The 14,256-nt window shown below is 44.9% G+C and carries 7 protein-coding genes, 2 tRNA genes and 2 rRNA genes; 4 read left to right on the top strand and 7 right to left on the bottom strand.

Annotation, left to right across the window (positions count from 1 at the left end; all coding sequences use genetic code 11):
* Positions 1-53: 53 nt before the first annotated feature.
* The 7 genes from INP83_RS20940 to INP83_RS20910 all read right to left on the bottom strand — a co-directional run bounded on the left by INP83_RS20940 (position 54) and on the right by INP83_RS20910 (position 7,783).
* Positions 54-1,583 (bottom strand): GH3 auxin-responsive promoter family protein, encoded by a 1,530-nt coding sequence (locus tag INP83_RS20940; RefSeq protein WP_219125780.1) that lies wholly within the window; start codon positions 1,581-1,583, stop codon positions 54-56.
* A gap of 94 nt (positions 1,584-1,677) precedes the next feature.
* Positions 1,678-2,418, bottom strand: coding sequence for an LPS export ABC transporter ATP-binding protein (lptB, locus tag INP83_RS20935; RefSeq protein WP_146272626.1), 741 nt, complete (start codon positions 2,416-2,418; stop codon positions 1,678-1,680).
* Positions 2,419-2,488: 70 nt separating this feature from the next.
* A complete protein-coding gene (recJ, locus tag INP83_RS20930) occupies positions 2,489-4,189 on the bottom strand; it encodes a single-stranded-DNA-specific exonuclease RecJ (protein ID WP_219125779.1) in 1,701 nt (566 codons plus the stop codon).
* A gap of 99 nt (positions 4,190-4,288) precedes the next feature.
* Positions 4,289-5,191 carry a DUF4835 family protein gene (locus INP83_RS20925; RefSeq protein ID WP_219125778.1) on the bottom strand — a complete coding sequence of 301 codons (903 nt, stop codon included), beginning with the start codon at positions 5,189-5,191 and terminating at the stop codon, positions 4,289-4,291.
* Entirely contained in the window at positions 5,188-6,390 is a 1,203-nt protein-coding gene (gene coaBC / locus INP83_RS20920; RefSeq protein ID WP_219127777.1) for a bifunctional phosphopantothenoylcysteine decarboxylase/phosphopantothenate--cysteine ligase CoaBC, read from the bottom strand. Before coaBC ends, INP83_RS20925 begins: the two co-directional genes overlap by 4 nt.
* Before the next feature lie 93 nt (positions 6,391-6,483).
* The gene (locus tag INP83_RS20915; RefSeq protein ID WP_146272587.1) at positions 6,484-6,825 is read right to left on the bottom strand and encodes a DNA-directed RNA polymerase subunit omega; all 342 of its coding nucleotides are present in this window, start codon (positions 6,823-6,825) and stop codon (positions 6,484-6,486) included.
* A 31-nt stretch (positions 6,826-6,856) separates the two neighbouring features.
* A complete protein-coding gene (locus tag INP83_RS20910; protein ID WP_146272588.1) occupies positions 6,857-7,783 on the bottom strand; it encodes an outer membrane protein assembly factor BamD in 927 nt (308 codons plus the stop codon).
* Between the two features lie 1,278 nt (positions 7,784-9,061).
* Between INP83_RS20910 and INP83_RS20905 the strand changes: the two genes are divergently transcribed.
* From INP83_RS20905 to INP83_RS20890, 4 genes are all read left to right on the top strand, one after another.
* Positions 9,062-10,581, top strand: a 16S ribosomal RNA gene (locus INP83_RS20905).
* Positions 10,582-10,734: 153 nt separating this feature from the next.
* Positions 10,735-10,809 (top strand) — tRNA-Ile (locus INP83_RS20900).
* Between the two features lie 90 nt (positions 10,810-10,899).
* A tRNA-Ala gene (locus INP83_RS20895) sits at positions 10,900-10,976 on the top strand.
* A 276-nt stretch (positions 10,977-11,252) separates the two neighbouring features.
* Positions 11,253-14,130 (top strand): 23S ribosomal RNA (locus INP83_RS20890).
* Together the 16S and 23S rRNA genes with 2 tRNA genes alongside form the textbook arrangement of a ribosomal RNA operon.
* Positions 14,131-14,256: the final 126 nt, after the last annotated feature.

Below are 14,256 nucleotides of genomic sequence, written 5' to 3'. Positions count from 1 at the left end.
AAAGTTTAGTTTATATCATTACGCATCCATTAGCATTAACGCAACACCAAAATTTAATTATTGATGATTGGAGAATTTGTAAGCTCCAGGATAGAGTCTACATACTCGCGGGTGTTGGCTAAGCGCGGTACTTTATGCTGCCCGCCTATTTTGCCTCGGTTTTTCATCCAGTTAAAGAAGGTGTTTGGCTGCACCGAACGCACCAGTGGTCTGCGTAGGGCCATATCTTTAAAACGCTTGGCGTCATAATCAGAATTTACTTTGCGGAGCGTTTCATCAAGCAGGTCAACAAAGCGTTCAAATTCTGCGGGGTGTTTTTCAAACTCGATCAGCCATTCGTGCGCGCCACACTCATTATCGCTGAAATAAACCGGCGCCGCAGTATAATCACGTATGATAGCACCTGTTTTAGAGCAGGCCTCGGCAAGGGCTCGTTCTGCATTGTCAATGATCACCTCTTCGCCAAAGGCATTGATAAAATGCTTGGTACGACCGGTTATCTGTATCCTGAAGGGCGAAAGCGATGTAAATTTAATAGTGTCGCCGATCATGTATCGCCACAAACCGGCATTAGTACTGATGATGAGCGCGTAGTTTTTATTGAGTTGAACCTCATCGAGGGTAAGCGTTTGTGGGTTCTCATCGTGCAGGTTCTCTAACGGTAAAAACTCATAGAAGATACCATAATCAAGCATCAAAAGCATGTCGCCCGGTTTTTCAAGGTCCTGTATACCAAAGAAACCCTCAGATGCATTATAGGTTTCCAGGTAATACATATCAGTTTTGGGGATCAGCTTCCTGAACTGTTCGCGGTAAGGTGTAAATGCGACAGCGCCGTGGAAGTAAAGCTCCAGGTTTGGCCAAACTTCCAACAAATTATTTTTACCGGTTATTTCAAGGATGCGTTTAAACAGCAACAAATTCCAGGTAGGTACGCCGCTGATGCTGGTTACATTTACATCTTTGGTAGCGTAAGCCATCTTTTCTATCTTTTCCTCAAAATTTTCTAAAAGGGCAATATCCAGATGTGGGGTACGGTAAAACTCTGCCCAAAGGGGTAGATTTTTCATGATCACTGCCGATAGGTCGCCAAAAAAAGTGTCGGTATTTAACTGCCCCACCTGGTGGCTCCCGCCAAGCGTTAAGCTCTTCCCCGTAAAAATGCGCGCGTTCTGGCGGTTGTTAAAGTAAAGCGTAAGCATATCCTTACCGCCTTTAAAGTGGCACTCTTCCAGCGACTCTTCACTTACCGGGATAAACTTGCTGCGATCATTTGTGGTGCCCGATGATTTTGCGAACCACCGTATCTCTGATGGCCAAAGCACGTTTTGTTCACCTTTAAGCATCCGCTCTATGTAGGGCTTTAGGCTATCATAAGTTTGAATAGGTACCCGTTCTTTAAATTGGGCAAGGTTCTCAATGCTTTTGTAGCCGTATTTCTTTCCCCATTCTGTATTCTCTGCACCGGCAACAAGTTGCTCAAACCATTCTTCCTGTACTTCATTAGGGTATTTCATAAAAAGCTCTATCTGGTGGATACGCTTTTTCATGAACCAGGTAAATACAGAGTTGAAAATGGTCATACTGTTGGCTTATGGTTCATGGTTGATAGTTCATGGCTGCTAAGCGTTACCATGAACCATGATCTATTGGCTATGAACTTCTCAAATATATAAGTTACTGAGGAAATACTTTTCTTTTAAGCACAAAGTTTGCACCCAGGTAAACTTTACGCACCAATTCGTTTTCGGCCAACACCTCCGGCACGCCTGATTCCAATATCTTTCCCTCAAAAAGCAGGTAGGCACGGTCGGTAATGCTTAGGGTTTCCTGCACGTTGTGGTCAGTGATGAGAATGCCGATGTTGCGGTGCTTCAGCTTGGCAACCATAGATTGTATCTCCTCAACAGCAATAGGGTCTACACCGGCAAAAGGCTCATCCAGTAAAATAAAGTTAGGTTCTGCAGCAAGGGCACGCGCAATTTCAGTTCTGCGGCGTTCACCGCCTGATAGCAGGTCACCACGGTTTTTGCGCACTTTATGTAAACTAAACTCGTCTATCAATTCTTCCAATTTATCGCGCTGTTTTTCTTTGCTCATTTTGCCCATCTCCAGCACGGCTTTGATGTTATCCTCAACAGAAAGCTTACGGAAAACAGATGCCTCCTGGGCCAGATAACCAATACCTTTTTGGGCACGGCGATACATCGGGTCGGTGGTTATTTCTTCATCTTCGAGAAAGATCTTACCCTCGTTAGGTTTTATCAAACCCACTATCATGTAAAAGGAAGTAGTTTTGCCGGCACCGTTAGGCCCAAGCAAACCCACAATCTCGCCCTGCGATACGTTGAACGTTACATCGTTTACAACGGTACGCTGCTTATATTTTTTTATTAAATGCTCGGCACGTAATATCATATGTTGAGAATTAAAAAGTCAAAAGTAAAAATTCAAAATAGGGGCTTCTTTTGCGTAGACCTTTGACTTTTTATTTTAATCTAATTCCTTTTATGTTCAGTTGTATGCTGCGTTGTTCGCGCCATACGTTTTCTTCAATGGTATAACAAATATCAAACGCTATACCGTTCTTTAGCTCTGGCAAAAGCTCGCCCTGGTTAAAGGCTATGCAACTAAAACTTGGCGAACCCGGTTGCATCACAAACATTTTAATGTGTTTGCCGCCAACTAAACCGGCTGCACCGCTAACATACACATTTCTGGTCATGAAAACCGGCGCCATGTTCTCAGGCCCGAAAGGTGCAAACTGATTCAGTATCCTGAAAAATTTGGGCTCTATGTCTGCCAGATCGATCTCTGCATCAATACTGATCTGCTGCACCAAAAGTTCATCCGGAATGGTAGAACTTACAACCTGCTCAAATTTTTCGATAAAGGCAGGAACATTTTCCGGCTCCATAGTTAACCCGGCGGCATATTTGTGCCCGCCAAACTGGATGAGCAGGTCGCTGCAACCGCAAAGCGCCTCATAAAGGTCGTAACCCAAAACCGATCTTGCCGAACCCGCAACGTGCCTATTTGAGCGGGTGAGTACCACGGTAGGGCGGTAGTACTTTTCAGTAAGCCTTGATGCTACAATGCCAATTACACCCTTGTGCCAGTTATCATTAAAAACCACGGTTGATTTGCGGGCGATCAAAACATCATCATTATCAATAATGCTTAAGGCTTCGTCGGTAATTTGCTGGTCGTGACCTTTGCGTTCTACGTTACGTAAGTTTATCAGGTCGCCCTTTTCACGTGCGTCATCTTCATGGCAGGCAATCAATAGTTGCACAGCATGCTTGGCATCGTCGATACGGCCAGCGGCGTTAATGCGCGGGCCTAACTGAAAGACCACATCAGAGATATTGTAATCCTTTGATTTTCCTGCCACCTCCATCAGCATCTTAACGCCCACGCACGGGGCTGCATTTATCTTAGCCAAACCTAAATGCGCCAATACACGGTTTTCGCCGGTTACATGTACGATGTCGCAGGCAACGCTTATGGCAACTAAGTCTAAATATTCCGCTACTTCTTCAAAGGGTATACTATGTATTTCGGCGTAGGCCTGCACCAGCTTAAAGCCAATGCCGCAGCCCGAAAGTTCCTTGTAAGGATAATTGCATTGCGGGCGTTTAGGATCTAATATGGCAACAGCAGCCGGAAGTTCATCGCTAGGCAAGTGGTGATCACAGATGATAAAATCAACGCCCAAAGTGTTGGCATAAGCAATTTTATCAACTGACTTGATGCCGCAATCCAAGGCAATGATAAGGCTAAAGCCGTTTTCGGCTGCATAATCAACGCCCTGTGTGGATATGCCGTAACCTTCTTTATAACGGTCGGGGATGTAATACGCTATCCGGCTGTAACGTTTGCTGAAAAAGCTATATACTAATGCGACAGCCGTTGTGCCGTCAACATCGTAATCACCATAAACCAAGATCTTTTGATTTCGGGCGATGGCTTCATCAATGCGGGCTATGGCTTTTTCCATGTCTGCCATAAGGAATGGATCGTGCAGATGAAGCTCGCTTGGGCGAAAGAAATACCGGGCTTCTTCAAAACTGGTAACGCCGCGCTGTACAAGTATATTGGCAAGTATGGTGCTGATGTTAAGATCCGCGGCTAAATTTTTCGCCGTTTCGGCATCTGCCGCATCTTTCAACACCCATCTTTTGTTCATACTTATATCAATGTTTAAAAGGTATAAAGATAGCTAATGGTTGATAAACGCAGATGTGGTAGCGAAATTTTAAGCGCCGGTAAATAAAATGCATTGAACTTACCTGCCGCTGAGCGACTGATATTTGGTGCCGTTTGCAGGGTCAACCGCGTTGAGGATATTCATGGCTGCAATTTTATCCTGTGGTGCCGCACCGCTAAAAATGGAAACCAATTCGTTATTCTTGGCCGTAAAGAAAGCCAAGGGGAAGTATGACCCTAAGCGTTTTCGGTCTACTTCGGTGAGCACCGGCAGTATCGAGCTGATGTATTTGCGGGCCTTGCCAACGTTATCAGCCATCATATCCAAACCATTGCGGTGATAGTTATAGATAAACTCGCGCAGGTTATTGTAGATCTTATTGTTGAGGTTCTCAACCAGCCAGTAGCGGTTAACGTTGCTGTTATCAAATCCCTTCCATCCGCGATAAGATGAAGTTTGTGCGTTTATGGCAACCGTTTGCGCATTTAAGAAATAAGGCGTGCCGCCAAATTTGCCAAACGAATCATAATCCATGCCTACAATAATGTAAGCGTAGAATGCCATTACAGAACTTAGATTGCTTTGAAAATTCTGGTCGGTGTAATCAATAGTTTGGCCGTCGGTATAGGTAAAATCTACATCCTTATCATTTATGTTCAGCAGGGTAGTGGTATAGGTGGCGTTATAAACCGGTCTTGATGATTGTACCTGCAACTCTCCGCTAAAGCTGCTGCTGCCGTCCCAATTGGTGATATTTAATACAAAGTTGCAATCTATACGCTCGTTGGGAGCAATGTCATCGGCGCTCCACTTCCGGCCGTTTAAAAAATCGCGCATAGCGCGCTCCAATGTTTGGAAGATGCGGGTATTAGTAACCTGTATTTTTGGAGCAACAACCTTTACACGTGCGTTTAAGTCCTGGGCGTTTGCCTTTGTAAAGCAAAACATGGCAAGCAACGTTAAGGTTAAAAGTCTCTTCATTTATTTAGTAGATCTACAACCGCTAAGCATATATCGTTTGCTACCTCTGTTTTACTTTTGAGCTCAAAGGTGGTTTTATTAAGATGGCGGTCTATCAAAGTTACTTTGTTGGTATCACTTTTAAAACCCGCGCCACTGTCATTTAAAGAGTTTAATACAATTAGGTCCAGGTTTTTCTTTTTCAGCTTATCAATGGCGTGCTGTTCCTCATTGTTGGTCTCCAGTGCAAAACCAACCAAAACCTGGTCATCACGTTTTTGCTGGCCGAGCGTTTTAAGGATATCCGTTGTTTTCTTAAGCTCGATATTAAACTGATCTTCGGTCTTTTTTATCTTTTGCTGCGCCACATGTGCCGGTGTGTAATCTGCCACGGCCGCACACATGATGCAGGCGTTGGCACTATCGAAGTTCTCCAAGCAGGCATCAAGCATCTCGGCAGCGCTGGTTACATCAATGCGTTTAATGCTTTTATACTCGCTTTTTTGCGCGGTTGGCCCGGCTACTAAAATAACATCAGCCCCCTGTGATGCCAGCTCGTCAGCTAAAGCAAAGCCCATTTTTCCTGAAGAATGATTGCCAATAAAACGTACAGGATCAATCGCTTCATAAGTAGGGCCCGCTGTAACCAATACCTTTTTGTTTACCAGCGGAAGCTTTTTTCTGATATCGGCCTCTAAAAAAGCAACTATCTCTTCAGGCTCAGCCATGCGGCCTTCTCCGTACAAGCCGCTTGCCAATTCGCCGCTTCCTGGCGGTATCAATATATTCCCGAACGATTGCAGTTGTGCAATGTTATCTCGCGTAGCGGTATGCTTCCACATATCAAGGTCCATTGCTGGGGCAAAATATACCGGGCATTTAGCTGATAGATATACAGCAGTAAGGAGGTTGTCAACCAAGCCATTGGCCATCTTAGCCATCGTGTTGGCACTTGCCGGCGCAATGATCATGGCATTACCCCAAAGACCCAGATCCACATGGTTATCCCATTCACCGGTTTCGGGGTCAAAGTATTGGGTGTGTACAGGGTTTTTTGATAGGGTAGATAAGGTAAGAGGGGTAATAAAGTTAGTACTGTCCGGGGTCATCACAACCTTTACATTGGCGCCGGCCTTAATAAGCAGCCGCACCAACGTAGCGGCCTTGTAAGCCGCAATGCTGCCACTAACTCCCAATAAAATGTTTTTACCTTCTAACATCATTTAAAGTAAAAAATAAAAAGTCAAAATTCAAAAGAAGGTAAACCTTGCAATTTGAATTTTGACTTTTAAACTTTTGAATTAGCCTGCGGCTTATAATTCTTTAGCTTCTTTAGCCGGGTTACGGTAGTAGATCTTGTTATCTAAAAACTCCTGCACAGCTACTAAAGTAGGTTTAGGCATTTTTTCGTAGTGTTTAGATATCTCTATCTGCTCGCGGTTCTCAAACACCTCTTCAAGGTTATCGTTTGATGAAGCAAATTCAGACAGCTTTTGGTGTAACTCTTCTTTAATGTTATTTGATATTTGGTTAGCACGTTTAGCCATGATCACCAAAGATTCATAGATGTTGTCTGTCTTAACATCCAGCTCACGCAGGTCGCGGGTTACTGTGCTGCTTGCTACAGCAGGTTTGTTTGTGTTATTAGCGCTCATATCTTTTATATTGCTATTAATATATTAGTTCTTATGGTATTTTTTGGAATGTTCTGTCTTTAATTGATGGCGGGGTGGTCTTTGTAGTATCCTTGCTCATCATTTTCTCTGCAAACTTTCTGTCTACGGCAGCCTGGGCAAGCACACGCTTGTTACGCTCAATGCCATAGCGGCTATCTCTAATATAGTCGTTCGCGCTTTTTAGGAATTTGCTGTTAGGGTACTTTTCAGTAAACTGTTCTGCATAATCTATAGCCTGCTGGTAGCGCTCTTGCTGTTTTATCTCATAGCTGATACCTGCATATTTATATTGCGCTTGTATAGTTAAATATTCAAGCTCCTCTGCATATTTGGTATCAGGAAACTCACGCAGTGTATTGTTAAACGCAATAACGGCCGACAGGTAATCGCCTATGGTCAAATAAAGCTTTGCATTAGCATAAGCTTTTTGCTCAAGCTTATCGCGCAGGTTCTGTATCAGTTTACCGGCTTCAGTTACACGGTCGCTTTTAGGATACAGGTTAATAAACAATTGTAAAGCCTCAATAGCTTTCTCCGTATTCTCCTGGTCTAATGAATAAATAGGCGAATCGAGGTAAAAACAGTAAGCAGCAATGAAGCGGCACTCCTCAGCACGAGGGCTTGACGGGTATGAATCAGCAAAGTTTTTAAAGTGGTACCTGGCTGATGTATAATCCTTAAGCCTGTAGTTTGTATAAGCGTAGTAATAAAAAAGATCCTCAGCCTCGGTACGGCCACGGTAACGCGGGGCAAGGTCTTCAAATAAACCAAGCGCTTTAGCGTAGTCCTTCTTGTTGTAATACTTAATAGCCTCCTGATATTTCTTAGCGTTATCATTACTTGCCTTAAGTTTATCGTACTGGCTTTTACAACCAGCCGCCAACACACTAACAGCTATAATACCGACTAAGAATATACGGGTCAGTTTTTTAAACATTTTGCAAAGATAAGTTATTAGTACAGAATGGGCAATTATTTATTTAGGCTACTAAGATAGTTGGTTACTTACATACTATATATATGTATACCCCGCATTTAACATCTTTTAACGTTGCCCCAGCATTTGTATGATTGCCGCCTCAAATTATTCTTCCTTATATTATATACATAGACTACCGCGAACTGTGTTTTCCAGGGTTGCCTGTATCAGTGCAGCTATATAGTTATATATATATGGGCGTTCCCGCTGACTGACGGGCCGCGCTATCCGCTCATACGCCTGCAGGCCTTAACCACCGGCCGGTATACGCTATCATCGCTAACGCAGCGTCCGTAGCCAATAACCATTAAAAACGCTTTAAATTCCATCTACTACATATCGCACCTTGAATCTTATGATTAAAGGATTATATGATTTTTAAAGCAGCTAAAAGATTGTGAAGATACATATATAGCTATGGCCATTTTAAAGGAGCTATCCTTTGGAGAGGGTATAGGGCGACGCTGCATCGGGCAATAGCGTTATATATGGAGCTTAGATAACTTTTTGTTGCTCATCATCAGCGTGTTAAAGGTACACTAACGCTAAGTCGGTAAAAATGTTTGCAAAAATGAAAACCTTGCGTACCTTTGCAGCCCGCAAACGATCAAGGTAACTATCGGGAAGCGGGACGTTCTCTGAAAAGAAAAACAAACTTTAAAAATTTAAAAAAAGTTTGCAAACCAACAAAAAGCTGCTACCTTTGCAGCCCGCAAGAACGAGAGTGATGGCGGTTGTTTTTTGAAGGTAATGGATGTAGAGAGGGGTACAAGATAAGCTTTAAAAAAAGTTGAAAATAATACTTGACACGAATGGTAAAAAGTTCGCATCTTTGCAGCCCGCGAAAGAGGGAAAAGAACCTCGAGTAGGATTGAAAAACGGAGCAAAAATTATTTTAAAATAATATTTGCGAAAGAGAAAAAAGGTTGTACCTTTGCAGCCGCTTCGGAAACGAAGGAAAACGAAGAAAGGAGAAAGCCACAAGGGTTTTCTAAGAATAAAAGATTGAAATGTTGAGGCCGCAACGGCTGAAAATATAGAAAGCGGATCCGTGAGGTGAAGCGATAAGTTCTTAAAGGTAATAGAAAAGATAAAGAATGCAGCGTAACAGCGGAAGAACGAACCCAAGGTTTCGGAAGCTGAGATGAAAGTAGATAGGGATAATGTAAGAGAATAATATTTTTACAGATTTCTATTGATTGAGTTAATAGGGTCTGGATACAAACAACACATTTTACAATGGAGAGTTTGATCCTGGCTCAGGATGAACGCTAGCGGCAGGCCTAATACATGCAAGTCGGACGGGATTGAGAAGCTTGCTTTTCATGAGAGTGGCGCACGGGTGCGTAACACGTATGTAACCTACCTTAATCAGGGGATAGCCTCTCGAAAGAGAGATTAACACCGCATAAAATCAATTTATGGCATCATAGAATGATCAAATATTTATAGGATTAAGATGGGCATGCGGAACATTAGCTAGTTGGTAAGGTAACGGCTTACCAAGGCTACGATGTTTAGGGGATCTGAGAGGATGACCCCCACACTGGTACTGAGACACGGACCAGACTCCTACGGGAGGCAGCAGTAAGGAATATTGGTCAATGGGCGCAAGCCTGAACCAGCCATGCCGCGTGCAGGAAGACGGCCCTACGGGTTGTAAACTGCTTTTGTACCGGAATAAACCTTTGTATGTATACGAAGCTGAATGTACGGTAAGAATAAGGATCGGCTAACTCCGTGCCAGCAGCCGCGGTAATACGGAGGATCCAAGCGTTATCCGGATTTATTGGGTTTAAAGGGTGCGTAGGTGGCCTATTAAGTCAGGGGTGAAAGACGGTAGCTCAACTATCGCAGTGCCTTTGATACTGATGGGCTTGAATACACTAGAGGTAGGCGGAATGTGACAAGTAGCGGTGAAATGCATAGATATGTCACAGAACACCAATTGCGAAGGCAGCTTACTATGGTGTCATTGACACTGAGGCACGAAAGCGTGGGGATCAAACAGGATTAGATACCCTGGTAGTCCACGCCCTAAACGATGAACACTCGATGTTGGCGATATACGGTCAGCGTCTAAGCGAAAGCGTTAAGTGTTCCACCTGGGGAGTACGCCCGCAAGGGTGAAACTCAAAGGAATTGACGGGGGCCCGCACAAGCGGAGGAGCATGTGGTTTAATTCGATGATACGCGAGGAACCTTACCCGGGCTTGAAAGTTAGTGAATGAGACAGAGACGTCTCAGTCCTTCGGGACACGAAACTAGGTGCTGCATGGCTGTCGTCAGCTCGTGCCGTGAGGTGTTGGGTTAAGTCCCGCAACGAGCGCAACCCCTATGTTTAGTTGCCAGCATGTAATGATGGGGACTCTAAACAGACTGCCTATGCAAATAGAGAGGAAGGAGGGGACGACGTCAAGTCATCATGGCCCTTACGTCCGGGGCTACACACGTGCTACAATGGATGGTACAGAGGGCTGCTACCTGGCAACAGGATGCCAATCTCTTAAAGCCATTCATTAGTTCGGATCGGGGTCTGCAACTCGACCCCGTGAAGTTGATTCGCTAGTAATCGCGTATCAGCAATGACGCGGTGAATACGTTCCCGGGCCTTGTACACACCGCCCGTCAAGCCATGGAAGCTGGAAGTACCTGAAGTCGGTAACCGCAAGGAGCCGCCTAGGGTAAAGTCGGTAACTGGGGCTAAGTCGTAACAAGGTAGCCGTACCGGAAGGTGTGGCTGGAATACCTCCTTTCTGGAGCATTATCCCGCTAACTACTTTGTTAAACATAACAGCACTGCTGTTACCTGCATTATCTTTTCTTATTATAATGAAACACAAACCCGGAAGATGAAGCCATCAGTGGTGGTAAAACCATTAAAAGTGGCAAGATTGTACACAACACACAGTCCTGTAGCTCAGCTTGGTTAGAGCACTACACTGATAATGTAGGGGTCAGCAGTTCAAATCTGCTCGGGACTACGAGGTGAAGGTAGCAAGTAGCAGGTATAAAGTAGCAAGAAAACGTCTTGATACTAAATACTAACGACTTGATACTAAAAACATCTGAAAGGGGGATTAGCTCAGCTGGCTAGAGCACCTGCCTTGCACGCAGGGGGTCAACGGTTCGAATCCGTTATTCTCCACCATGCTAAGTGTAACAAGTAGCAAGTATATAGTAGCAAGATTAGTCTTGATACCTGATACTAGCGGCTTGATACTAAAGCAAAACGTTCTTTGACATATTGGAAGAAGTAAATTGAAGAGAAGACAACAGTAGGGACGTCTTTTCAGAGATGAAAGAAAAAAAAATAAAAGATAAAAGACTTTGGTCCTTTGTCCTTAATCAAAAGATCTTTACTCAAGAAAAGCGACTCGAAATAATAAAATCGTATCGTGCTGAGCAAAAGCAGCAATGATATTAGAAGAAAGTAAGAAAGGGTACACGGGGATGCCTTGGCTCTCAGAGGCGATGAAGGACGTGATAAGCTGCGATAAGCACCGGGGATCAGCAAATATGAATTGATCCGGTGATTTCCGAATGGGGAAACCTAACTATTTGAAGAATAGTTGCATAAATGCGCAAACCTGCTGAACTGAAACATCTAAGTAAGCAGAGGAAGAGAAAACAACAGTGATTTCCAGAGTAGTGGCGAGCGAAATGGAAGAAGCCCAAACCGGCTATGTTACGGCATAGCCGGGGTTATAGGACCACAATATGACTACTAAAATGAACCGGAAAGGGGTGGGAAAACCCTGCCATAGAGCATGATAGCTGCGTACGGGTAAGTAATAGTAAGATAGTGGTATCCTGAGTACCGCGAGGTTGGAGACGCCTTGTGGGAATTTGCCGGCACCATCCGGTAAGGCTAAATACTCCTGAGAGACCGATAGTGAACCAGTACCGTGAGGGAAAGGTGAAAAGAACCCCGAACAGGGGAGTGAAATAGAACCTGAAACCGTGTACTTACAAGCGGTCGGAGCGGACTTGTTCCGTGACGGCGTGCCTTTGCATAATGAGCCTACGAGTTACTCCTCTCTGGCAAGGTTAAGTGGTTAAGCCACGCAGCCGAAGCGAAAGCGAGTCTGAATAGGGCGTATAGTCAGAGGGGGTAGACGCGAAACCTTGTGATCTACCCATGGACAGGTTGAAGGTGCCGTAACAGGTACTGGAGGACCGAACCGATAAACGTTGAAAAGTTTCCGGATGATCTGTGGGTAGGGGTGAAAGGCTAATCAAACTGGGAAATAGCTCGTACTCCCGAAATGTTTTTAGGAACAGCGTGGTGGTAAAGTTAGATAGAGGTAGAGCTACTGATTGGGTGCGGGGGAGTCAAATCCTACCAAATCCAGACAAACTCCGAATGCTATTTAATATACACTGCAGTGAGGCTATGGGTGCTAAGGTCCATGGCCGAGAGGGAAAGAACCCAGACCATCAGCTAAGGTCCCCAAATTAACGCTAAGTTGAACTAACGAGGTCCGATTGCACAGACAGCTAGGATGTTGGCTTGGAAGCAGCCATTCATTTAAAGAGTGCGTAACAGCTCACTAGTCGAGCGATCGGGCATGGATAATAAACGGGCATTAAGCGTTATACCGAAGCTATGGATTTACAGTAATGTATCTGGTAGGGGAGCATTCTATATGCCGGTGAAGCAGGAAGGACAACTGACTGTGGAGGTTATAGAAAAGCAAATGTAGGCATAAGTAACGATAAGGCGGGAGAGAAACCCGCCCACCGAAAGACTAAGGTTTCCTGATCAACGCTAATCGGATCAGGGTTAGTCGGGGCCTAAGGTGAAGCCGAAGGGCGTAGCCGATGGACAACTGGTTAATATTCCAGTACTTTTTATAACTGCGATGCGGTGACGGAGTAGTGAAACTGACGCGAACTGACGGAATAGTTCGTTAAAGGCCGTAGGTATAGGGTTTGTAGTTAAGTACGCAGACCTTGCTGAAAGCTGATAGTACTCAGAACCTTCGGGGGACGGGATAGTTCAGGTAATCAGACTTCCAAGAAAACCCGCTAAGCTTCAGGTTATAAAAACCCGTACCGTAAACCGACACAGGTAGTCGAGGAGAGAATCCTAAGGTGCTCGAGTGAATCATGGCTAAGGAACTCGGCAAAATGGCCCTGTAACTTCGGGAGAAGGGGCGCTGGCAGCAATGTCAGCCGCAGTGAAAAGGCCCAGGCGACTGTTTAACAAAAACACATGGCTTTGCAAAATCGAAAGATGACGTATAAGGCCTGACACCTGCCCGGTGCTGGAAGGTTAAGAGGGGATGTTAGTCGCAAGGCGAAGCATTGAATCGAAGCCCCAGTAAACGGCGGCCGTAACTATAACGGTCCTAAGGTAGCGAAATTCCTTGTCGGGTAAGTTCCGACCTGCACGAATGGTGTAACGATCTGGGCGCTGTCTCAGCCATGAGCTCGGTGAAATTGTGGTATCGGTGAAGACGCCGGTTACCCGCAACGGGACGGAAAGACCCCATGCACCTTCACTATAACTTAACATTGATATCGGATACAGGATGTGTAGGATAGGTGGGAGGCTGTGATCCTGCTTCGCTAGGAGTAGGTTAGCCAACGTTGAAATACCACCCTTTCTGTATTTGGTGTCTAACCCGATCATGTCGGGGACATTGTTTGGCGGGTAGTTTGACTGGGGTGGTCGCCTCCAAAAAGGTAACGGAGGCTTTCAAAGGTAAGCTCAGTACGCTTGGTAACCGTACGCGGAGTGCAATAGCATAAGCTTGCTTGACAGTGAGACAGACAAGTCGAGCTGGGTCGAAAGACGGATATAGTGATCCGGTGGTTCTGCATGGAAGGGCCATCGCTCAAAGGATAAAAGGTACGCTGGGGATAACAGGCTGATCTCCCCCAAGAGCTCATATCGACGGGGAGGTTTGGCACCTCGATGTCGGCTCGTCACATCCTGGGGCTGGAGAAGGTCCCAAGGGTTGAGCTGTTCGCTCATTAAAGTGGCACGCGAGCTGGGTTCAGAACGTCGCGAGACAGTTCGGTCCCTATCTGTTGTGGGCGTTGGAAGTTTGAGTGGGGCTGACCTTAGTACGAGAGGACCGGGTTGGACTAACCTCTGGTGAATCTGTTATGCCGCCAGGTGTACTGCAGAGTAGCTACGTTGGGAATAGATAAGCGCTGAAAGCATCTAAGTGCGAAACTAGCCACGAGATGAGACTTCCTTATAGGATCGTAGCAGACTACTACGTTGATAGGTTACAGATATAAAGGTGGTGACATCAAAGTCGAGTAATACTAATTATCCGAAGCTTTCTCTAACAGAAGAAATTGCTGTTGTTTTCTCTAAAAATTACTTCTTTCAATAATATGTCATTGTTTGATGATAGTAGCGAGTATATAGTATCAAGTATATAGATACAAAGCATGCGAAAATCATAAACATA

The organism is Mucilaginibacter sp. 21P (genome assembly GCF_019331605.1).
GTDB lineage: Bacteria > Bacteroidota > Bacteroidia > Sphingobacteriales > Sphingobacteriaceae > Mucilaginibacter > Mucilaginibacter achroorhodeus.
The sequence above is the reverse complement of the archived record's forward strand: the minus strand, read 5'-3'. Positions and strand labels throughout refer to the sequence as shown.